The sequence below is a fragment of the Streptomyces sp. AC555_RSS877 genome (genome assembly GCF_019049245.1).
GTDB lineage: Bacteria > Actinomycetota > Actinomycetes > Streptomycetales > Streptomycetaceae > Streptomyces.
In genome coordinates this window covers 54,179-72,797 of the sequence record NZ_JAGMUK010000079.1, presented here as the reverse complement: position 1 = coordinate 72,797, position 18,619 = coordinate 54,179, and the positions used below count along the sequence as shown (strand labels likewise).

The following is an 18,619-nucleotide window of genomic DNA, read 5'->3' as shown; positions in this document are numbered from 1 at the left end:
GGGCTACCCGAAGCCGCTCCGGACCAGCCGGTCCGCTCCGGGGAGGCCTTCTTCGCCATGCCCGTAGGCCACTGCACGCGCCTCGCACCGCACAACGCACGTGGAGTGCCCAGCCGCCCCGTTCTGCCGATCCTGCCGGACGACGCCTACGAGGAGGCCCAGGGGTACGAGGGTGAGCCGCCGGCCATGCCCACACTGTGGCAGTCCGAGGACGGCCTGACCCTGCGCTTCGACCCGGCCTACACCCCGCTGGACCGGGCGCCCGAGGACCACCGCGAGGCTTACGGCCGACTGGAGGACGAACTCTCCCGCGTCAGCGTGGCGGTGAGCCTCAGCCTTGGTGAAGTCCTGGTCGTCGACAACGACCTGGTCGTCCATGGCCGCGTCCCCTTCAAGGCCCGCTACGACGGCACGGACCGCTGGCTGAAACGTTCCTCACCGTGCGTGTGCGGGGCCGTCAGACCCGTCCCCCCGCCGAGAAGTCGGAGCACGGATACGGCCAGGCCGTCGACGAGGGCGCCAAGGTCGGCGACATCGAGGCCTTCGCCACCGCCCGGGCCGTGGCCCGCCGCACCGGGCTGCTGCTCGGCGGGCGGGGTGGTGTACGAGGCACTGACCCGGATGACCTCGCTGGCGCCGGGGACGATTATGGTCGCTCTGATCAACGACGGCGGCGAGAAGTACCTGGACACCGTCTTCGACGACGACTGGATGAGCGCCCGGGAGCTGCTCGCCCCCGACGTCGAGCGGGAGGTGGACGAGCTGCTCCCCAAGCTCCGCCGCGTCGCGCCGGAAGCCCAGGTGTAACAGCCCAGGGGTGCCGGCCCCGTCGTACACCCGTCGTACCCCGCACACAGGAACGGACCCGATGCCGCCCGCCCTCGCCCGCCTCCTCGGCGACAGCCGCGCCCTCGCCTCGCTCGCCGTGCCGCTGGCGCTGACCCAGCTCGCCCAGGTCGCCCTCACCACCACCGACACCATCATGATGGGCCTGCTCGGCACCGAGGCCCTGGCTGCGGGCGGCCTCGCCATGGTGATCTTCAACCAGTTGCGCACCATGGGCGTCGGCATGGTCACCGCCGTCGGCAACCAGGTCGCGGCGGCCGACGCGCGCGCAGAATCCGCCGGGGACGGCTCCGGCAACACCGACAAGGAGGCCGCCGAGGACGAGATCCGCGACCTCGTCCGGGCGAGCCTGCTCCTTTCGACCCTGGCGGGTGTCGCCGGTGCCGTCCTGATGGTGCTCATCGGGCACGCCGTGATCTGGCTCGGCCAGGACCCGGACGTGGTCGACGCCGCCAAGCCGGTCCTCTACACCATGGCGCCCGGTCTGATCCCCTGCCTGTGGTTCCAGGCGATACGCCAGTTCACCGTCGGCATGCGCCGCCCACAGGCCCTGCTGCGCATCACCATCGCCTCGATCGCCGTCAACGCCGGCCTCAACTGGGCCCTCATTCACGGCACCTGGATCTTCCCGGCCCTGGGCCTGCCGGGCATCGGCCTGTCCACCAGCCTGGTGTACGCCCTGTCGTGCCTGGCCCTGTACCTCTCCGCCCGGCGCGACGCCCGGCTCGCCCCAGTACTGTCGCTCGCCATCTGGAAGACCCGCCCGGCCACCCTGCGCAGGCTCACCGGGCTGGGTACGCCGATCGCCGCCACCTACGGCTCCGAGGCGGGCTTCTTCTTCGTCGTCGCGCTGTTCGCGGGCAGCTTCGGCACGGCCGCGCTGGCCGCGCACACCGCCGTCAACCAACTCGTCTACATCGTCTTCCAGGTCGCCGTCGGCCTCTCCCACGCCGCGTCCATCGGCGTCAGCCGCGAGCTGGCCCTGCACAACCTGGCCGCGGCGCGGCGCCTGAAGACCACGGCCCTGGCCTGCGCGGCGGCGGTGATGGCCCTGGTCGGGCTGGTGTACGTGACCGTGCCCCAGCTGGTGCTCGCCCCCTTCTTCGACAGCGGTGACGACAGGGCGGTCGAGGTCGCCACGCAGCTCCTCCTGGTCGCCGCGGTCCTGCAGTTCTTCGACTGCACCCAGAACATCGGCGTCGGTCTCCTGCGCGGCCTCGACGACACCAAGGGCGGCTTCCGCGTCACCCTCGTCGGCTACTGGCTCGTGGGTTTGCCCGCCGCGGCCCTCCTCGGCCTCGCCATCGGCTTGGACACCCTCGGCATCTGGCTCGGCCTCCTCACCGGCCTCGCCACCACCGCCGTACTCCTCCTACGCCGCTTCGACCGGGGCCTAAGCCGGCTGCCCCGGGCAACGGAACCGGCGCCGTCCCAGGCCTGAGGGCCGGACGCCGGGCCTTGGGCGGGAAGGCGCTGGTGAAGTCGTTGGCCTGGCGTTCGGCTTCCGGTGCAGGGCGCTCACGGGTGGCGTGCATGACGAGGTGGCCCAGTTCGTGGGCGGCGTCGAACGTGCTCCGCTCGACGGTCTCCATCGTGTTCAGGAAGACGAACGGGGTAGTGCCCCGCCACACCGCGAAGGCATCCACCTCGAGGGAATCCGGTGACAGGGAGAAGACTCGGACGCCGTGGGATTGGAGTAGGTGCACCATGTTGGGCGCTGGAGCGTTGCCCGGGTCCCAGCGGGTGCGCACCATCTCGGAAGCCGTCTCGGGATCCGGTTTGCCGAGGGACGGGAGATCTGGCTCAGGCAAGCGGAAGCGTTCGTCGATCCAGTCGTACAGCTGCGCGGTACCCTCTTGTTGCAAATCATATGCAACAACAGACAATGCGCAGCAAGGGTGTGAGGCTGATGACGACCCGCCGGACAAGAGGTGCCGCCATCATGGCGGCGATGCTGACCGGGCTCGCCGCGTGCTCGGCGCCCAGCAGCGGCGAAGGTGATGGCGAGGCCGCCGCCTCCGTCGTGATCGGGGTCGCGTCCGAGCCGGACACCGTCAGCCCGCTGCTCGGCTACGGCAAGGACGGCAACTCCAAGCTGTTCGACGGACTCCTCGCCCGCGACGCTGACCTGAAGCTCACGCCCGCCCTGGCGAAGGCTCTCCCCCAGGTCGCCGACGACGGGCTCACCTACACCTACACCCTGCGTGAGGGAGTGGAGTTCAGCGACGGGGAGCCGCTGACGGCCTCCGATGTGGTCTTCACCTACCGGACCATGCTGGACGAGAAGACCAACAACACCGCCCGCAGCGAGCTGGACGCTGTCAAGAAGGTCCGGGCGGACGGCGACGACAAGGTCGTCTTCACGCTGAAGTACCCGTACGCACCCTTCGCCGCGCGCACCGTGCTGCCCGTCGTCCCCGAGCACATCGCTGCCAGGCAGGACCCCAACACAGGCTCGTTCAACGCCAAGCCGGTCGGCACCGGCCCGTATGTCCTCTCCTCCTGGAGCAAGGGCGAGAAGCTCACGTTCAAGGCAAACCCGAACTACTGGGGCCCCGCGCCGAAGGTGAAGACGTTCACCATGGCGGTCATCGCGGACGACAACGTACGGGCCACCCGCCTGCGCTCCGGTGACCTGGACGGCGCGATCCTCCCGCCCAACCTCGCCGCCACGTTCAAGGACGACGAAGGCCTGCAGACGTATGACGCCAAGTCCTACGACTTCCGGACCGTCACTCTTCCTCAGCAGAACAAGGTCACCGGCGACCGGGCGATACGGCAGGCGCTCGACGCGGCCGTGGACCGCAGGGCCATGGTCGACAGGATCCTCGATGGGGCGGGGCGTCCCGCGTACGGGCCGCTGCCCGTCGACGATCCGTGGTTCGCCCAGGGCATCGAGCGCGAGCAGGATCTCGGCAAGGCCCGGCGGATCCTCGACCAGGCGGGCTGGAAGACCGGTGAAGGCGGCATCCGCACCAAGGGCGGCCAGCAGGCGGCGTTCACGCTGCTCTATCCCTCGGGTGACAAGGTCCGTCAGGACCACGCCCTCGCCTACGCCTCCGACGCCAAGAAGGCCGGCATCGACGTGACGGTGGAGAGCGCGACCTGGGAGGTCGTCGAGCCTCGGATGAAGGACGACGCGGTCCTCGCGGGCTTCGGCAGCACCGGCGATCCCGACTTCGGCCTGTACACCCTGCTGCACTCCTCCCTCGCCGGTGACGGTTTCAACAACATGGCTCGCTACGACAATGCCGCGGTGGACGAGGCCCTGGACAGCGGCCGGCGCAGCCAGGACCCGAAGAAGCGCGCCACCGCCTACGACACGCTTCAGCGGGAACTCGTGAAGGACCCCGGCTATACCTTCCTCACCCACATCGACCACATCTACGTACTCACCGACCGTTGGAGCGAGCTGACGACGCAACTGGAGCCGCACGAGCACGGCTTCGCGAGCGGCCCCTGGTGGAACATCGAGGACTGGCGGCCGAAGAAGTGACCCGGCCGCCCTGGGGAGCGATGGCGCGGCTCGCGGGGCGGCGGGCGCTGTTCGCCGTGCCCGTGCTCCTTGTCGTCACCTTCGGCGTGTTCGCCATCGCCGCCGCCTCCCCCTTCGACCCCGTCAAGGCGTACGCCGGCCCGGCCGCCCTCGGCGCCGACCAGGAGACCCTGGACCGGCTGCGGGACAACCTCGGCGTGGACGAGCACTTCGCCGTGCGCTGGTGGCGGTGGCTGACCTCCGCGCTCGGCGGTGACCTGGGCCAGTCGAGCGTGCTGCGGCAGCCTGTCACCCAGGTCATCGGCGAACGCCTCGTCTGGTCCACACTGTTGTGCGCGGCCGCGTTCGTGGTCGCCGTGCTGGTCGGCACGCTGCTCGGGGTGCTGGCGGCCCGCCGTCCCGGGGCGTGGCTCGACCGGATCGTCACTTCGCTGGCGTACGCGTTGGAGGCCGCCCCTGTCTTCTGGATCGCGCTGCTCGTCATCTGGCTGTTCGCCCTCCAGCTGGGTGTGCTCCCGGCGGGCGGGCTGACGGACACCGCCAGCGAACAGGTCACGCCCGGGCAGGTGGCAAGTCATCTGGTCCTGCCGGCGGGCGTGCTCGCCGTCTCCCAGCTCCCCTGGTTCGCCCTGTACGTCCGTCAGGGCGTCGGTGACGCCCTGACGGAGGACCCGGTCCGCGGCGCCCGGGCGCGGGGCCTGAGCGAGAGCACCGTCCTGCTCGGACACGCCCTGCGCTCCGGGATGCTTCCCGTCCTCACGCTGGTCGGTTCCCGCGTCCCCGAACTCATCACCGGCGCGCTGCTGGTGGAGAGCGTCTTCAGCTGGCCGGGTATCGCGGCGGCGACGGTGGAGGCGGCCACCGCCGTCGACTTCCCGCTACTCGCCGCCCTGACGACCCTGGCCACCGCCGCCGTGCTGGTCGGCAATCTGCTCGCGGACCTGCTCTACGGCTTGTTCGACCCAAGGGTGAAGTTCAGTGACATGTGACGCCCCGGGCTCCCCGGCTCCCCACCGCCCAGCTCCCGTCCCCCCGCCTCCCGCCGAAGCCGTATGGAGGTCGTACGGCACCCGGCGCCGCTCCACGCGCACACTGCGGGTGCGCGCGTCCGCCGCGCTCGTCGCCTTGACCGTCCTCTCCGTGCTCCTGGTACCCCCGCTCGTCCGGCTCGACCAGCAAGCCGTGGATCTGGCCGCCAAACTGCTTGCGCCGAGCTGGTCCCACCCCTTCGGCACCGACGACCTCGGGCGCGACCTGCTGGTCCGCTGCGTCTACGGGCTGCGGGTCTCCCTGCTGGTCGGTGTGGCGGCGGCCCTGGCCGCGACCGTGATCGGTACCGCCGTCGGCGCCACCGCCGGGGCCCTGGGCGGCTGGGTCGACCGCGGCCTCATGCGTGTGGTCGACGCCTTCTCGTCCATACCCCACCTGCTGATGGGCATCTTCATCGTGGCCGTGTTCCAGCCGGGGGTCTGGCCGGTGGTGGTCTCGGTCGGGCTCACCCACTGGCTGTCCACAGCCCGCATCGTGCGGGCCGAGGTGATGTCCCTGCGGTCGCGCCCCTACATCGACGCCGCCGTCTCCGGTGGCGCGTCCCGGTGGCGGGTGGCGCTACGACACCTGCTGCCTGCAGTTCTGCCCCAGGCCGCGCTCGCCGCCGTCCTGATGGTGCCGCATGCCATGTGGCACGAGTCGGCCCTGTCCTTCCTGGGCCTCGGGCTGCCCACGCACACGGCGAGTCTCGGCACCCTCATCCAGGGCGCACGAGGTTCCCTGCTGGCCGGGCAGTGGTGGCCGACCCTCTTCCCCGGCCTCTTCATCATCGTCCCGACTCTGGCCATCGCCGGTCTCGCGGGGGCCTGGCGGGAGCGGATCAACCCCCGCCGCCGATCGGAGCTGATGCTGTGACTCTCACCGAGCGACAGCCCGTGCTGTCGGTACGCGGGCTGTCCGTGCGCTTCCTCATGCCCGGCGGTCGCCGGATCGCCGCCGTCACCGACGCGCACTTCGACGTGGCGGCCGGCGAGTGCCTGGCCCTGGTCGGGGAGAGCGGCTGCGGCAAGTCCGTCCTCGCCTCCGCCCTGCTCGGCCTGCTCCCCGCCAACGCCCAGACCGCGGGCGAGGCCCGCCTCGGCGATCTCGACCTGCTCTCCACCGACGAGCAGACCCTCGCCCGCAGGGTCCGTGGCCGCCTGATCGGCCTCATTCCGCAGAGTCCCGCCGCGCACCTCACCCCCGTACGCACCATCCGCTCCCAACTGGAGGAGACGGTCGCCGCGTTGACCGGCAGCCGTGGCCGCGCCGCCCGGGCTCAGGCCGCGCGATCGGCAGCCGAGCGTGCCGCCTTCCCCCCGGACCATCTCGACCGTCACCCGCATCAGCTCTCCGGCGGCCTCGCCCAGCGCGCCGCCACCTCCCTCGCCCTCGTCGGCGACGCACCCCTGCTGCTCGCCGACGAACCGACCACCGGACTCGACCGCGACCTGGTCGACCGCACGGTCGACGAGCTACGGCGTCCTGTGGATACCGCCGGACAAGCCCTGCTGGTGATCACCCACGACCTGGCAGCGGCCGAACGCATAGCCGACCGCGTGGCCGTGATGTACGCGGGGCGGCTCGTCGAACTGGCCGACGCGCAGGCCTTCTTCGGCTCTCCCGGCCCCCGCCATCCCTACAGCCGTGGCCTCCTCCAAGCCCTCCCGGACCGCGCCTTCTCCCCCATCCCCGGCATGCCCCCGGAACTGGGCGAACTCCCCGACGGCTGCGCCTTCGCCGCCCGCTGCGCCCGGGCCACCGACACCTGCGCCACCTTGCCGCACCTGACCAGCGCGGGGGCCGTCGCCTGCCACCACCCTTACGTGCAGGAGGATCTCCGTGCTTGAACTGCGCCGCATCACCGCCGGATACGAGCGGCACGCACCCGTGGTGCGGAACGCTTCCCTGACCATCGCTCCCGGCGAAGCTGTCGGGCTGCTCGGGCCAAGCGGCTGCGGCAAGTCCACCCTGGCGCGCGTCGCCGCCCTGCTGCATCGCCCGGACTCCGGCGCCCTCGTCCTGGACGGCGCACCGGTACACCGCTGGCGCCACCGCGCCTCGAGCGAACGGCGCACCGCCATCGGGATCGTCTTCCAGCAGCCCCGGCTGTCCGCCGACCCCCGGCTGCGGCTCACCGACCTGATCGCCGAGCCCCTGCGCGCCACGGGCCGCCGCGAGGCCGTCCCTGAACGGGTTCCCGAACTGGCCGCGACCGTCGGCCTGACCCCCGACCTGCTGGGCAGGCGCCCGCACGAGGTCAGCGACGGCCAGCTGCAACGCGCCTGCTTGGCCCGCGCCCTCGTGCTGCGCCCACGCTGGCTGGTGTGCGACGAGATGACGGCGATGCTGGACGCCTCCACCACAGCCGCGCTGGTCACCGTCGTCGAGGACTACCGCCGGACGACCGGTGCGGGCCTGCTCGCCGTGGGACACGACCGTGTGCTCCTGCGGCGCTGGTGCGACCGGACAGTCGACTGGGACACGCTGGTCAAGGAGAACCCGTCAGCCGGAGGGCCCCTGCGAGTCATGTCCTCGCAGGAGCCCTCTGTTGTGCTGCCTGCGAGTGAAAGTTGAGAAGACGATCACGAGCAGGACATCTGTGCGACCGCGGACGCGCTACGGCCTCATTGCGCTCACGGCGCGAGCAGCAGGCTGTCGCCGCGCTCCTTGGCGGCGGCATAACGCCGCGCCACGTCCTGCCAGTTGACGACGGCCCACATGGCGTCGATGAAGTCGACCTTCTGGTTCTTGTACTGCAGGTAGAAGGCGTGCTCCCAGGCGTCGAAGACCAGGATGGGGGTCGAGCCCTGGCCGACGTTGCCCTGGTGGTCGTAGACCTGCTCGACGATGAGGCGGCCGCTGAGCGGCTCGTAGGCGAGGACGCCCCAGCCCGAACCCTGGGTCGTCGCGGCGGCCTTGGTCAACTGCGCCTTGAAGCCCGCGAACGAGCCGAACGACTCGGCGATCGCATCCGCGAGCTCGCCCACACCATCGGCGGCCAGCGGCTCGCCGCCGCCGTCACCGGTCATGTTGTGCCAGTAGATGGAGTGGAGGATGTGGCCGGAGAGGTGGAAGGCCAGGTTCTTCTCCAGGCCGTTGATCGCACCCCACGCCTCCTTGTCGCGCGCCTCCGCGAGCTGCTCCAGCGTGTCGTTCGCGCCCTTCACGTACGCCGCGTGGTGCTTGTCGTGGTGCAGCTCGACGATCTGGGGGTTGATGACCGGTTCGAGCGCCGCGTAGTCGTACGGAAGCTCCGGGAGCGTGTAAACCGCCATGTCCAACATCCTTCGGCTCATTATTGCAACTAATGTGCAACTGGAAGCTAGCAGCAAGAGCTGCTTCCCGCCGATCAGGCATTGGTCCTAGGACCTTCGCCGTGTCGCGGAGAGACAACCGCCAGGTGAGGTCGGTCCCGGTCATGACGAACGGCCCGCTCGCGGCCGGACGCGCTACAGCATCACCGGAAACCGCACCCTCACACGTCAGCAGTGCGGCCGGGCGGGGGCATCGCCAACGCGCATCCGACGGAAGCGGTGGACAAGACCAAGAAGTTGGCCGGGCTACGGCCGGCTCCTCGCCATTGCTGCTGGCCCAGGGTCGATGTACACGCTGCGGCGGCCTGAGCCTGCCGTCTATCGTCCGGCGTCGGATGACGTGAGGAAGACACTGGTGAGTGGTGCGCGCATGGTCCAGCCAAGCGACTCGTAAAGGCCCTGCCCGTCAACCGTGGCGGCGAGCACCCCAGCCCGAGCGCCCGCCGTGATCGCCGCGTTGGCCAGGGTGCGCATGACTGCCCGTCCCAGGCCCTGGCGACGGTGAGCGGGTGCGGTCTCTATCTGGTCGAACACGACGTGGCCGGCGCGGGAAGGGCCGGCGACCTGGCCGTGGGCGGCAAAGGCGCCGCGCATGTCGAGGATGAGGGCGCGGGTGACATCACCTCGGCTCCAGGTGCGCAGTTGGTAGCCGGCAGGGAGGTCCGTCGTGGACGGGTGCAGGGTTGTCGACATCAGGAAGCCAGGGGCGTCAAAGGCCCATGCGGGTGTGAGCCAGGGGGATATGACCTCTGGGGCCGCGAGTACCTTGAGCCAGGTGCCAGGTGCTGTGGCCGTCTCCATGAGCCTGCGGATGAGCGTCTCGTCGGCGTTGGGTAAGACGTGCCGGGTCACCTGCGTAGGCAGTCCGACGTCCACCGTGAATCCCCAGGGGATTTCCACGGGAGGGGCGGCCCCGCGCGAGGTGGCCCAGCCGTCGACCCAGGCTCGCACGATCTCGGTATCCACACGACCTCCGCATGTAATAGGTGCCGACAGTTAAGGCACATTACATGTCGGGAATGCGAGCCGATCGAGACCCTCGGGACAGAAGGGATGGCCACCTTCCGCGGCACCGGCCCGAGGGCGGCGACGCCCTGGGCGGCGCCCGAGCCCGCCGCCGGTGTCCCGCCGTCCGTCCCAGAGGGCACGCTCTGACCAGGGAGGTCCGCCAGGCCGCCTGCCCTGGCCCGCGGAGCCGGTGAGAAGCTGGGCCGCCGGGGGCGTTTTCGCAGGTCAGGCAGGATGAGCGGTGTCGGTGCTACTCAGCCCTTGTCAGTCTGTTCCCGCCCTTGCGGCCCCAACGCGGCCTCAACGAGGCCGCACAGGAGGGACTGGACCAAGTCAAGCGGCGGCCACAGTTCAGCTCCGGTGGTGGCGAGCTACTCACAGGGCGTTCTGCGGGAGGTCGCTGGTTCTCGTAGTGCTGACCGTCGAGTGCGAGGTCCTCTTCGGAGTGGCGGAAGCCGCCCCAGCGGCACGCGCGGAAACCGGTGCGACGGACCCATCCTCCTGCCCCGTAGAGCAGACGACGGACAGACGTCTGCAGGGAGGGGACCAGAAAGTGGCAGGGCACGGAGTCAGAGTCGTCAAGGGTACGGCGGCCGCGGTGGCGGCGATGGTTGCGCTGACCGCGTCACAGGCGCCGGGGGCGGCCCCGGCGCGGGCCTCGGCGCCGGCACCCGGGCAGGCATCCGCCGGGCACGGACCGGGCGTGTCCGGCAACACCCCGTACCGCACCGAGCTGCCGCCGCTGCGGGCCGGCAAGCGGGACGGCGACGCGGCACCGGCGGCGGTGGGCGCTGCGCTGCCGGCGAGCGTGTTCGCCGCTTACCGGCGAGCAGAGGAGCGGCTCTCACGTGAGGCGCCCGGCTGCCGGCTGCGATGGCAGCTGCTGGCGGCGATCGGGCAGGTGGAGTCCGGGCAGGCGCGGGGTGGCGGAGTGACGTCGGACGGTACGACGGTGACGCCGATCCTCGGGCCACGGCTGGACGGCGTCGCCTTCGCGCTGATCCGGGACACCGACGGCGGTGCTCACGACGGGGACACGGCGTACGACCGGGCGGTCGGGCCGATGCAGTTCATCCCGTCGACCTGGGCCCGCTGGGGCGCGGACGGCAACGGCGACGGGCGTACGGATCCGAACAACGTCTTCGACGCGGCACTCGCCGCCGGACGCTACCTCTGCGCGGGCGGCCGGGATCTGTCGCATCCCGCCCAGCTGGACCGGGCGATCCTCGGCTACAACCACTCGACGGCGTATCTGCGCACGGTCCGGGCCTGGTACGCGTACTTCCTGGAAGGGCACCGGGTGGTGCCGGACGGCTCCGCCGGCGCCTCGGCCCGCCCCGAGCCGTCGCGGTCACCCTCGAAGTCGGCCTCACGCACACCCTCCGCCCGTCCGAGCGCCACCCCGTCCCGCACCCCGTCGACCCCCGCCTCGCCGACCCCCACCACCTCCCGCCCGGCCCCCGATCCCGGGGAGACGGAGGAGCCGCAACTCCCCCTCCCCGACCCGGACATCGGGCTCCCCGGCGACGACCTGCTGCCCAGCGCCGACCAGCTGACCCGTAACGCTGACCAATAACAGCGCGGACTCGATCACCGCCGCCCCCTCCACAACCGCTGATACTCGGCGGTAATGTGCGCCTCCCGCCGGACAGCACGAGACCGGTGGGTGAGCGCGAAGGGGCCCTCATGGCGACGGACATGCCTGCGGAATCGCCCGCGGAAATACCCGCGGAGCTGCACGCCGCCGACGACCGCTGGCAGCGCATGTGGAGCCACCGCGAGCAGCTGCTCAAGGTGGCCCGGCGCCGGTCGATGAGCGCGGAGGACGCCGAGGACGCGGTGCACGAGGCGATGCTGCGCGCCGCCGAGCGCCCCGGCCTGGACGACGAGCGGCTCGTGGCCTGGCTGACGACGGTCACGATGCGGCTGTGCGTCGACCGCTACCGACAGGTGAACCGCGATGCCCAGGTCCGCACCAGCCCGACCCTCATCGCCCCCGGCCCGGTGCCCGTCGAGGAGGCGGTGTGCGACCGGGCCGAGGCGAAGTGGCTGGCTGTACGCAGTGGTGAGCTTCCCGCGCGGCAGGCCGAGGCGCTGCGGCTGAGGTCGGAGGACCTGGACGTCGGCCAGGTCGCCGTCCGGATGGGGCTGAGCTACCGGACCGTCGAGTCGCTGCTGGCCCGGGCACGGCGGACACTGCGGCAGTCGCTGGCGGCCACGCTCGGGTTCGCGCTGTTCGTGATCGGCCGGGGGCGGCCGCGCGGGGACGGCAAGGTGCAGGCCGTTGCGGTCACCTCGACGGCGGCGACGCTGGCGGTGGCGGGGTTGGTGTTGCTGCCGTACGCCGTTGAGGGGGGCGGTACGGCGCCTCGGCCCGCTGTCGCCTCGCAGGGTCCGGAGGCGCTGCGCCCGGACGGCGGTGGCGAGGGGCGTACGTCTCAGGGGAGCCAGCCCGCGTCGGCCGAACGGAGAGCAGCCGGGTCCCCGGCGAGCGAATCGTTCCTGCCGCTCACCGTGCCGTCGCTGCCGGAGCTCTCCGTGTCCCCCCTGCCGGTGCTGTCCGCGCCGGTGCTGTCCGCGCCGGAGGTGCCGCCGGTGCCCGAGGTGCCGGAACTGGCCGGGGTCCCCGATCTGCCGGCCATGTCCTCCGCCCTTCCCACGGACGCGCCACTCCCGGCGATCCCGGACGCCTCCACGGTCGTACCGTCCGCCTCGCTCCCCGTGCCGACGGCGACTCCACTGCCGTAGCTCCGGACATACCGTCACAGATCGCCGCGAACCCCTCGACCGGAAACCCGCTCGAAAAAATCCGCCATCCGAGCGACGGACGCCCGTCCCCTCCCCGTAGAGCAGATGTCAGAGCTGCTCCAGGGGCTGAAGGGTGGACCGGATGGGTGTCGAGATCTGTGTGGAAGGGCTGACCAAGTCCTTCGGTCACCAGGTCATCTGGCAGGACGTCTCACTGACGCTGCCCGCCGGGGAGGTCTCGGTCATGCTCGGCCCCTCGGGCACGGGCAAGTCGGTCTTCCTCAAGACGCTCGTGGGACTGCTGAAACCGGAGCGCGGCTCGATCACGATCCAGGGCCGGGACATCACGAGGCTCCGCGAGCACGACCTGTACGAGGTGCGGAAGCTGTTCGGCGTACTGTTCCAGGACGGCGCACTGTTCGGGTCGATGAACCTGTACGACAACATCGCCTTTCCGCTGCGCGAGCACACCCGTAAGTCCGAGAGCGAGATCCGGCGCATCGTGCTGGAGAAGATGGACATGGTCGGGCTGATCGGCGCCGAGGGGAAGCTGCCCGGCGAGATCTCCGGCGGCATGCGGAAGCGGGCGGGGCTGGCGCGGGCCCTGGTGCTCGACCCGGAGATCATCCTCTTCGACGAACCCGACTCGGGCCTGGACCCGGTCCGCGTCGCCTACCTCAACCAGCTCATCGTCGACCTCAACGCCCAGATCGACGCGACCTTCCTGATCGTCACGCACGACATCGCCTCGGCCCGCCAGGTGCCGGACAACATCGGGCTGCTGTTCCGCCGCGAGCTGGTGATGTTCGGGCCGCGCGAGAAGCTGCTGACCAGCGACGAGCCGGTCGTACGGCAGTTCCTGAACGGCCGGATGCAGGGCCCGATCGGGATGGCGGAGGAGAAGGACGCCGCGCAGGTCGAGCAGGAGCTCGCCGCGCTCGGCGACGACGGCAAGGGCACACGGTCTCCCGGCAGTCAGGCTCTGACTCCCCGCCTGCTGCCGGGGCCGGGCATTCCCCGGCCGCCGCGCTGGGAGGCGATCGCCCGACGCGAGGCCGCGCCGCACCAGAAGGCGGTGGCCGGCGCATGAGTCTGTCACCGACCGGAGCACTGCGGCACTCGGGGAGCCTGTTCGCAATGGCGCTGGACGTCGTCCGGACCATTCCCCGACGGCCCTTCCAGGCAAGGGAGTTCATCCAGCAGGCGTGGTTCGTCGCGAGCGTCACCATCCTGCCGACGGCCCTGGTCTCCATCCCCTTCGGCGCGGTCATCGCGTTGCAGATCGGCAGCCTCACGCGGCAGCTCGGCGCCCAGTCCTTCTCGGGTGCCGCCTCCGTGCTCGCCGTGCTGCGCGAGGCCTCGCCCATCGTCACCGCGCTGCTGATCGCGGGCGCCGGCGGCACGGCGATCTGCGCCGACCTCGGGGCGCGGAAGATCCGCGACGAGATCGACGCGATGCAGGTGCTGGGCATCGACCCCATCCACCGACTCGTCGTGCCGCGCGTGCTGGCGTCGATGCTGGTGGCGGTGCTGCTCAACGGCCTGGTGTCGGTGGTCGGCGTGGCGGGCGGCTACTTCTTCAACGTCGTCCTGCAAAACGGCACTCCCGGCGCCTACCTCGCCTCCTTCACCACCCTCGCCCAGCTCTCCGACCTGTGGGCGGCCGAGGTCAAGGCACTCGTCTTCGGCGCGATCGCCGGGATCGTCGCCTCGTACAAGGGGCTCACCGCGAAGGGCGGACCGAAGGGTGTGGGCGACGCGGTGAACCAGTCGGTGGTGATCACCTTCATGTTGCTGTTCGTGACGAACTTCGTGATGACCGCGGTGTACTTCCAGGTCGTCCCGCAGAGGGGTTAGCCGATGAGACCGCTTCAACGCCCTTTGCGCTCACTCGAAGAGCTCGGAGTCCAACTCGTCTTCTACGGCCGCTCATTGGCCTGGACAGGCCGTACCCTGCGCCGCTACAAGAAGGAGATCCTGCGACTGCTGGCCGAGGTGAGCTTCGGCCGGGGGGCCCTCGCCGTGGTGGGCGGCACGGTCGGTGTGATCGCCTTCCTGTCGTTCTTCACCGGCACCGAGGTCGGCCTCCAGGGATACGCGGCCCTCAACCAGCTCGGCACCTCCAACTTCGTGGCGTTCCTCTCGGCGTACTTCAACACCCGGGAGATCGCCCCGCTGGTGGCGGGGCTCGCGCTCTCGGCGACGGTCGGCGCCGGTTTCACCGCGCAGTTGGGCGCGATGCGGATCAGCGAGGAGACCGACGCGCTCGAAGTCATGGGCGTGCCCTCGCTGCCGTTCCTGGTGACGACGAGGATGATCGCCGGGTTCGTGGCGGTCATCCCGCTGTACGTGATCGGCCTGCTGTCCTCGTACCTCGCCGCCCGCACCATCACCACCGGCTACTACGGGCAGTCGGTCGGTACCTACGACCACTACTTCCAGCAGTACCTGCCACCGGTCGACGTGCTGTGGTCCTTCGGCAAGGTGCTCGTCTTCGCCGTGCTGATCATCCTGGTGCACTGCTTCTACGGCTACTACGCGAGCGGCGGCCCGGCGGGCGTCGGCGTGGCGGTGGGCCGTGCGGTGCGGACCTCGATCGTGGCGATCAACGTCCTTGATTTCTTCCTGTCGCTCGCGATCTGGGGCGCAAACACGACCGTAAGGATCGCGGGGTGAGCCGCCGTATGAGGGTACTGAGGCTGAGGTTGTACGGCGTCGTCTTCATCGTCGTACTCGCCCTGCTGCTGTCGCTGTCGGTAGCCGTCTACCGGCAGGTGTTCACGCCGGTCGTGTGGATCACGCTGGAGGCCGACAGCCTCGGCAACCAGCTCGATCCGCGCGCCGACGTCAAGCTGCGCGGGCTGCTGGTCGGCGAGGTGCGCGAGGTGCGGGCCGATGGGACGAAGGCGACGCTCGACATCGCGCTCAAGCCGGAGCACGTCGCCCACATCCCGTCCGACGTGCGGGCGAGGCTGCTGCCCAAGACGCTGTTCGGCGAGAAGTACGTCGACCTGGTCGCGCCCGCGCACGCTGTGTCCTCATCGTCTTCCTCGGCTCGCCCGATCCGCGCCGGGGACGTCATCACCCAGGACCGCACCCGCGTCGGCATCGAGGTGCAGCAGCTGATGAACGACCTGCTGCCCCTGCTCCGGACGGTCCAGCCCGGCAAGCTCAACGCCACCCTCTCCGCGTTCGCCACCGCCCTCGAAGGCCGCGGTGACCGCGTCGGCGACAACCTCACCCGCCTGGAGGCCTACCTGCGCCGCCTCAACCCCCATCTGCCCTCCCTCACCGAGGACATCGCCCGCTTCGCCGAGGTCGCCGAGGTCTACGGCGACGCGGCGCCCGACCTGATGGAGATCCTGCACAACACCGTCACCACCAGCCGCATGATCGTCGAGCAGAAGGACCGGCTGGCCGCGGCGCTGAAGACCACGGCCACCGTCGCGGGCACGGCGGAGGACTTCCTCGACGCGAACGGCGACCGGCTGATCACCCTCGGTCAGGTCTCGCGTCCGACGCTGGAGCTGTTCGCCCGCTACTCCCCCGAGTACCCGTGCCTGCTGGCCGGTCTCGTCCGGCAGGAGAAGGCCTCCGAGGAGGCGTTCCGGGGCGGCAAGATGCACATCACGCTGGAGGTCGTACGGCCACAGGGGGCGTACGAGCCCGGCGAGGAGCCGCGTTACGGCGAGCGGTCCGGGCCCGACTGCCATGGTCTGCCGAATCCGCAGGTGCCGGCGCCCGGGGCCCACCTCAACGACGGCTCGAAGCCGTCGAGTTCGTCGTCGGGACCGGCCGGCGTCTCCGCCACCCAGGCCGAGCAGCGGGCCGTCGGCTCGCTGGTGGCACCTGTCCTGGGCGTGCCCGCCGACGAGGTGCCGCCGGTCGCGACGCTGCTGTTCGGGCCGTTGGCGCGCGGGACGGCGGTGAGCGTGGCATGAGGACCACGGGTGGAGCCCGGCAGACCGCTGCCCCGCTCATCAAGTTCAGCCTCTTCGCACTGGTGACGATCCTGGCGACGGCCCTGCTGGCCGCCACCATCGTGAACGTCTCCTTCACCCCTGAGCACAGGTACCGCGCGGTGTTCAGCGACGTCACAGGCCTGGAGGAGGGCGACGACATCCGGGTGGCCGGGGTGCGGGTCGGCGAGGTCGAGGGCATCCGGATCAAGGACCGGACGCTGGCCGAGGTCACCTTCACGGTCAGCCAGGACCGGCCGCTGCTGACCGGCACGGGCGCGGTCATCCGGTACCGCAACCTGGTCGGGCAGCGGTACGTCGCGCTGACCGAGGGCACGGGCGACGGCACCCGGCTGCGGCCCGGCGCGACGATCCCGCTGGCGCGTACGCAACCGGCGTTGGACCTCAACGCTCTGCTGGGCGGCTTCAAGCCGCTGTTCGCCGCGCTCAGCCCGAAGGACGTCAACCAGCTCGCCACCGAGATCATCAAGACCCTCCAGGGCGAGGGCGGCACCGTCAACAGCCTGCTCGTACACACGGCGTCGCTCACCTCGACGCTGGCCGACCGCGACGAGCTGGTCGGCTCGGTGATCGACAACCTCAGCACCGTCCTGGAGACGCTCGACAAGCGCGGCGCCCGCTTCTCCGGGCTGCTCAAGCAGCTGCGCCGGGTGATCTCGGGACTGTCCGCCGACCGCAAGCCCATCGGGCAGTCGCTGGTGAGCATCGGCGATCTGACGGAGGCCACCTCGGGGCTGCTGAAGGACGCGCGTCCGCCCCTGAAGGACGACATCGCCGAGCTGACCAAGCTCACCGGAACGCTGAAGGACAACGAGAAGACCGTGGAGGGCGTGCTGAAGCGGCTGCCGAACAAACTCAACGAGCTGACGGGGGCGGCGTCCTACGGCTCGTGGTTCAACTTCTACCTCTGCGACTTCGACGGGCGGATCGTGCTGCCGAAGACGAAGCAGGTGCTCACGCCGGAGATGCATGTGGCGAGGGCGAGGTGCGGGACATGAGCCGTAGGAGCCGTAAGAACCGCCGCCCGGAGCCGCTGTTCAAGGTGCGTGTGGAACCGCCGAGGCTGCCGCGCGTACGGCTGCCGAAGGTACGGCTCCTGCCGCGCCGCAAGCCGCGCCCGCGCCGCCCGGAGCCGCTGATGAAGGTGCGCGTCGAGCTGCCGAAGCTGCCGAGAATACGGCTCCGCCACCCGCACCTCGGCCCCTTCCGCGACCGCAACCCCGTCGTCATCGGCGCGGTCGGCCTCACCGTCCTCGCGCTGCTGACCGTGGCCGCGTTCAACGCCGACCGTCTGCCGGTGATCGGCGGCGGCGAGACGTACAGCGCGGCCTTCGCGGAGGCCGGCGGACTCAAGCCCGGTGACGAGGTGCGGATCGCCGGGGTCAAGGTGGGCAAGGTCGAAGAGGTCGACCTGGACGGCGACCACGTCAAGGTCACCTTCAAGATCAAGGGCGAGCCGGGCTTCGGCAGGGAGACCGGCGCGTCGATCCGGGTGAAGACGATCCTCGGCGCGAAGTACCTGGCGCTGCACCCCAAGGGGCGGGGCCAGTTGGCGCCAGGCAGCGAGATATCGCTGAAGCGCACGGTCCCCGCCTACGACGTCGTACAGGCGTTCAGCGACCTCACCACCACGTCGGAGGAGATCGACACCGACCGCGTGGCGAAGGCCCTGGACACGATCTCCACCACCTTCGAGGACTCACCGGAAGAGGTACGGGCGTCCATCAAGGGCCTGTCGCAGATCTCCCGGACGGTGGCCTCCCGCGACAAGGCGCTGCGCGAGCTACTCGACCACGCGAACGGCGTCACGGGCGTCCTGGCCGACCGCTCCGGGGACTTCACCGCCCTGGTCAAGGACGGCGACAAGCTGTTCAAGGAGATCAGCAAGCGGCGCGGGGCGATCCACAAACTGCTGAAGAGCTCCACCGCGCTCGGCGTCGAGCTCTCCGGCCTGGTCCAGGACAACCAGAAGGAGATCGGGCCCGCGCTCAAGGGCCTGAACGACGTGGTGGACATGCTCGAACGGAACCAGTCCAGCCTGGATCGGAGCATCAGGCTCCTCGCGCCTTATGTACGGGTCTTCACCAACACCCTCGGCAACGGCCGCTGGTTCGACTCCTACGTACAGAACCTGGTCGCCGCTCCGGTGGTGCCGCGGACGGGAAGGGCGGCACAGTGAACATCCCTGTCAGGGC

Annotated in this window: 17 protein-coding genes and 1 pseudogene; 15 read left to right on the top strand and 3 right to left on the bottom strand. The window is 70.5% G+C overall.

What is annotated here, in order from left to right:
- Positions 1–114: 114 nt before the first annotated feature.
- Positions 115–807: pseudogene (locus KUM49_RS50835) on the top strand (TauD/TfdA family dioxygenase); the annotation flags it as partial.
- 61 nt (positions 808–868) lie between these two features.
- Positions 869–2,287 (top strand): MATE family efflux transporter, encoded by a 1,419-nt coding sequence (locus KUM49_RS32105; protein ID WP_217240475.1) that lies wholly within the window; start codon positions 869–871, stop codon positions 2,285–2,287.
- Here the strand turns inward: KUM49_RS32105 and KUM49_RS48835 are convergent.
- The gene (locus KUM49_RS48835) at positions 2,187–2,555 is read right to left on the bottom strand and encodes an ImmA/IrrE family metallo-endopeptidase (protein WP_254402128.1); all 369 of its coding nucleotides are present in this window, start codon (positions 2,553–2,555) and stop codon (positions 2,187–2,189) included. The two genes, KUM49_RS32105 and KUM49_RS48835, sit on opposite strands and share 101 nt — an antisense overlap.
- Before the next feature lie 200 nt (positions 2,556–2,755).
- Here KUM49_RS48835 and KUM49_RS32095 point away from each other — a divergent pair, with 200 nt between their 5' ends.
- The 5 genes from KUM49_RS32095 to KUM49_RS32075 all read left to right on the top strand — a co-directional run bounded on the left by KUM49_RS32095 (position 2,756) and on the right by KUM49_RS32075 (position 7,948).
- Complete coding sequence (locus KUM49_RS32095; protein WP_217240473.1) at positions 2,756–4,342, top strand: ABC transporter substrate-binding protein; 1,587 nt, start codon at positions 2,756–2,758, stop codon at positions 4,340–4,342.
- A gap of 20 nt (positions 4,343–4,362) precedes the next feature.
- Positions 4,363–5,331, top strand: coding sequence for an ABC transporter permease (locus tag KUM49_RS32090; protein ID WP_217240679.1), 969 nt, complete (start codon positions 4,363–4,365; stop codon positions 5,329–5,331).
- Between the two features lie 103 nt (positions 5,332–5,434).
- Positions 5,435–6,247 carry an ABC transporter permease gene (locus KUM49_RS32085; RefSeq protein WP_217240678.1) on the top strand — a complete coding sequence of 271 codons (813 nt, stop codon included), beginning with the start codon at positions 5,435–5,437 and terminating at the stop codon, positions 6,245–6,247.
- A 56-nt stretch (positions 6,248–6,303) separates the two neighbouring features.
- Complete coding sequence (locus KUM49_RS32080; protein WP_217240677.1) at positions 6,304–7,221, top strand: ABC transporter ATP-binding protein; 918 nt, start codon at positions 6,304–6,306, stop codon at positions 7,219–7,221.
- The gene (locus tag KUM49_RS32075) at positions 7,214–7,948 is read left to right on the top strand and encodes an ABC transporter ATP-binding protein (protein WP_217240472.1); all 735 of its coding nucleotides are present in this window, start codon (positions 7,214–7,216) and stop codon (positions 7,946–7,948) included. Before KUM49_RS32080 ends, KUM49_RS32075 begins: the two co-directional genes overlap by 8 nt.
- 59 nt (positions 7,949–8,007) lie before the next feature.
- On the opposite strand, the gene KUM49_RS32070 is transcribed toward KUM49_RS32075, so the two are convergent.
- Positions 8,008–8,649 carry a superoxide dismutase gene (locus tag KUM49_RS32070; RefSeq protein WP_217240471.1) on the bottom strand — a complete coding sequence of 214 codons (642 nt, stop codon included), beginning with the start codon at positions 8,647–8,649 and terminating at the stop codon, positions 8,008–8,010.
- Between the two features lie 357 nt (positions 8,650–9,006).
- Entirely contained in the window at positions 9,007–9,654 is a 648-nt protein-coding gene (locus tag KUM49_RS32065; RefSeq protein WP_217240470.1) for a GNAT family N-acetyltransferase, read from the bottom strand.
- A gap of 595 nt (positions 9,655–10,249) precedes the next feature.
- Between KUM49_RS32065 and KUM49_RS50360 the strand changes: the two genes are divergently transcribed.
- The 8 genes from KUM49_RS50360 to KUM49_RS32025 all read left to right on the top strand — a co-directional run bounded on the left by KUM49_RS50360 (position 10,250) and on the right by KUM49_RS32025 (position 18,603).
- Positions 10,250–11,272 carry a lytic murein transglycosylase gene (locus tag KUM49_RS50360; protein WP_374200218.1) on the top strand — a complete coding sequence of 341 codons (1,023 nt, stop codon included), beginning with the start codon at positions 10,250–10,252 and terminating at the stop codon, positions 11,270–11,272.
- Positions 11,273–11,382: 110 nt separating this feature from the next.
- A complete protein-coding gene (locus KUM49_RS32055; protein WP_217240469.1) occupies positions 11,383–12,444 on the top strand; it encodes an RNA polymerase sigma factor in 1,062 nt (353 codons plus the stop codon).
- A gap of 142 nt (positions 12,445–12,586) precedes the next feature.
- Positions 12,587–13,534 carry an ABC transporter ATP-binding protein gene (locus KUM49_RS32050; RefSeq protein WP_217240468.1) on the top strand — a complete coding sequence of 316 codons (948 nt, stop codon included), beginning with the start codon at positions 12,587–12,589 and terminating at the stop codon, positions 13,532–13,534.
- Positions 13,531–14,301, top strand: a complete 771-nt coding sequence (locus KUM49_RS32045; protein ID WP_217240467.1) for an ABC transporter permease — start codon at positions 13,531–13,533, stop codon at positions 14,299–14,301. Before KUM49_RS32050 ends, KUM49_RS32045 begins: the two co-directional genes overlap by 4 nt.
- 3 nt (positions 14,302–14,304) lie before the next feature.
- Positions 14,305–15,120: an ABC transporter permease gene (locus KUM49_RS32040; RefSeq protein ID WP_217240466.1), complete on the top strand. Its 816-nt coding sequence runs from the start codon at positions 14,305–14,307 to the stop codon at positions 15,118–15,120.
- 8 nt (positions 15,121–15,128) lie between these two features.
- Entirely contained in the window at positions 15,129–16,385 is a 1,257-nt protein-coding gene (locus tag KUM49_RS32035) for an MCE family protein (protein ID WP_217240465.1), read from the top strand.
- Positions 16,382–17,422 (top strand): MCE family protein, encoded by a 1,041-nt coding sequence (locus tag KUM49_RS32030; protein WP_217240464.1) that lies wholly within the window; start codon positions 16,382–16,384, stop codon positions 17,420–17,422. Before KUM49_RS32035 ends, KUM49_RS32030 begins: the two co-directional genes overlap by 4 nt.
- A complete protein-coding gene (locus KUM49_RS32025) occupies positions 17,419–18,603 on the top strand; it encodes an MCE family protein (RefSeq protein WP_374200217.1) in 1,185 nt (394 codons plus the stop codon). Before KUM49_RS32030 ends, KUM49_RS32025 begins: the two co-directional genes overlap by 4 nt.
- Positions 18,604–18,619: the final 16 nt, after the last annotated feature.

Excerpts from the sequence above, each read along its gene's own strand:
- KUM49_RS32105 (WP_217240475.1), top strand. The coding sequence starts at position 869 with ATGCCGCCCGCCCTCGCCCGCCTCCTCGGCGACAGCCGCGCCCTCGCC.
- KUM49_RS48835 (WP_254402128.1), bottom strand. The coding sequence starts at position 2,555 with ATGGTGCACCTACTCCAATCCCACGGCGTCCGAGTCTTCTCCCTGTCA.
- KUM49_RS32095 (WP_217240473.1), top strand. The coding sequence starts at position 2,756 with ATGACGACCCGCCGGACAAGAGGTGCCGCCATCATGGCGGCGATGCTG.
- KUM49_RS32090 (WP_217240679.1), top strand. The coding sequence starts at position 4,363 with ATGGCGCGGCTCGCGGGGCGGCGGGCGCTGTTCGCCGTGCCCGTGCTC.
- KUM49_RS32080 (WP_217240677.1), top strand. The coding sequence starts at position 6,304 with ATGCCCGGCGGTCGCCGGATCGCCGCCGTCACCGACGCGCACTTCGAC.
- KUM49_RS32070 (WP_217240471.1), bottom strand. The coding sequence starts at position 8,649 with ATGGCGGTTTACACGCTCCCGGAGCTTCCGTACGACTACGCGGCGCTC.
- KUM49_RS32055 (WP_217240469.1), top strand. The coding sequence starts at position 11,383 with ATGGCGACGGACATGCCTGCGGAATCGCCCGCGGAAATACCCGCGGAG.
- KUM49_RS32050 (WP_217240468.1), top strand. The coding sequence starts at position 12,587 with ATGGGTGTCGAGATCTGTGTGGAAGGGCTGACCAAGTCCTTCGGTCAC.
- KUM49_RS32045 (WP_217240467.1), top strand. The coding sequence starts at position 13,531 with ATGAGTCTGTCACCGACCGGAGCACTGCGGCACTCGGGGAGCCTGTTC.
- KUM49_RS32040 (WP_217240466.1), top strand. The coding sequence starts at position 14,305 with ATGAGACCGCTTCAACGCCCTTTGCGCTCACTCGAAGAGCTCGGAGTC.
- KUM49_RS32035 (WP_217240465.1), top strand. The coding sequence starts at position 15,129 with ATGAGGGTACTGAGGCTGAGGTTGTACGGCGTCGTCTTCATCGTCGTA.
- KUM49_RS32030 (WP_217240464.1), top strand. The coding sequence starts at position 16,382 with ATGAGGACCACGGGTGGAGCCCGGCAGACCGCTGCCCCGCTCATCAAG.
- KUM49_RS32025 (WP_374200217.1), top strand. The coding sequence starts at position 17,419 with ATGAGCCGTAGGAGCCGTAAGAACCGCCGCCCGGAGCCGCTGTTCAAG.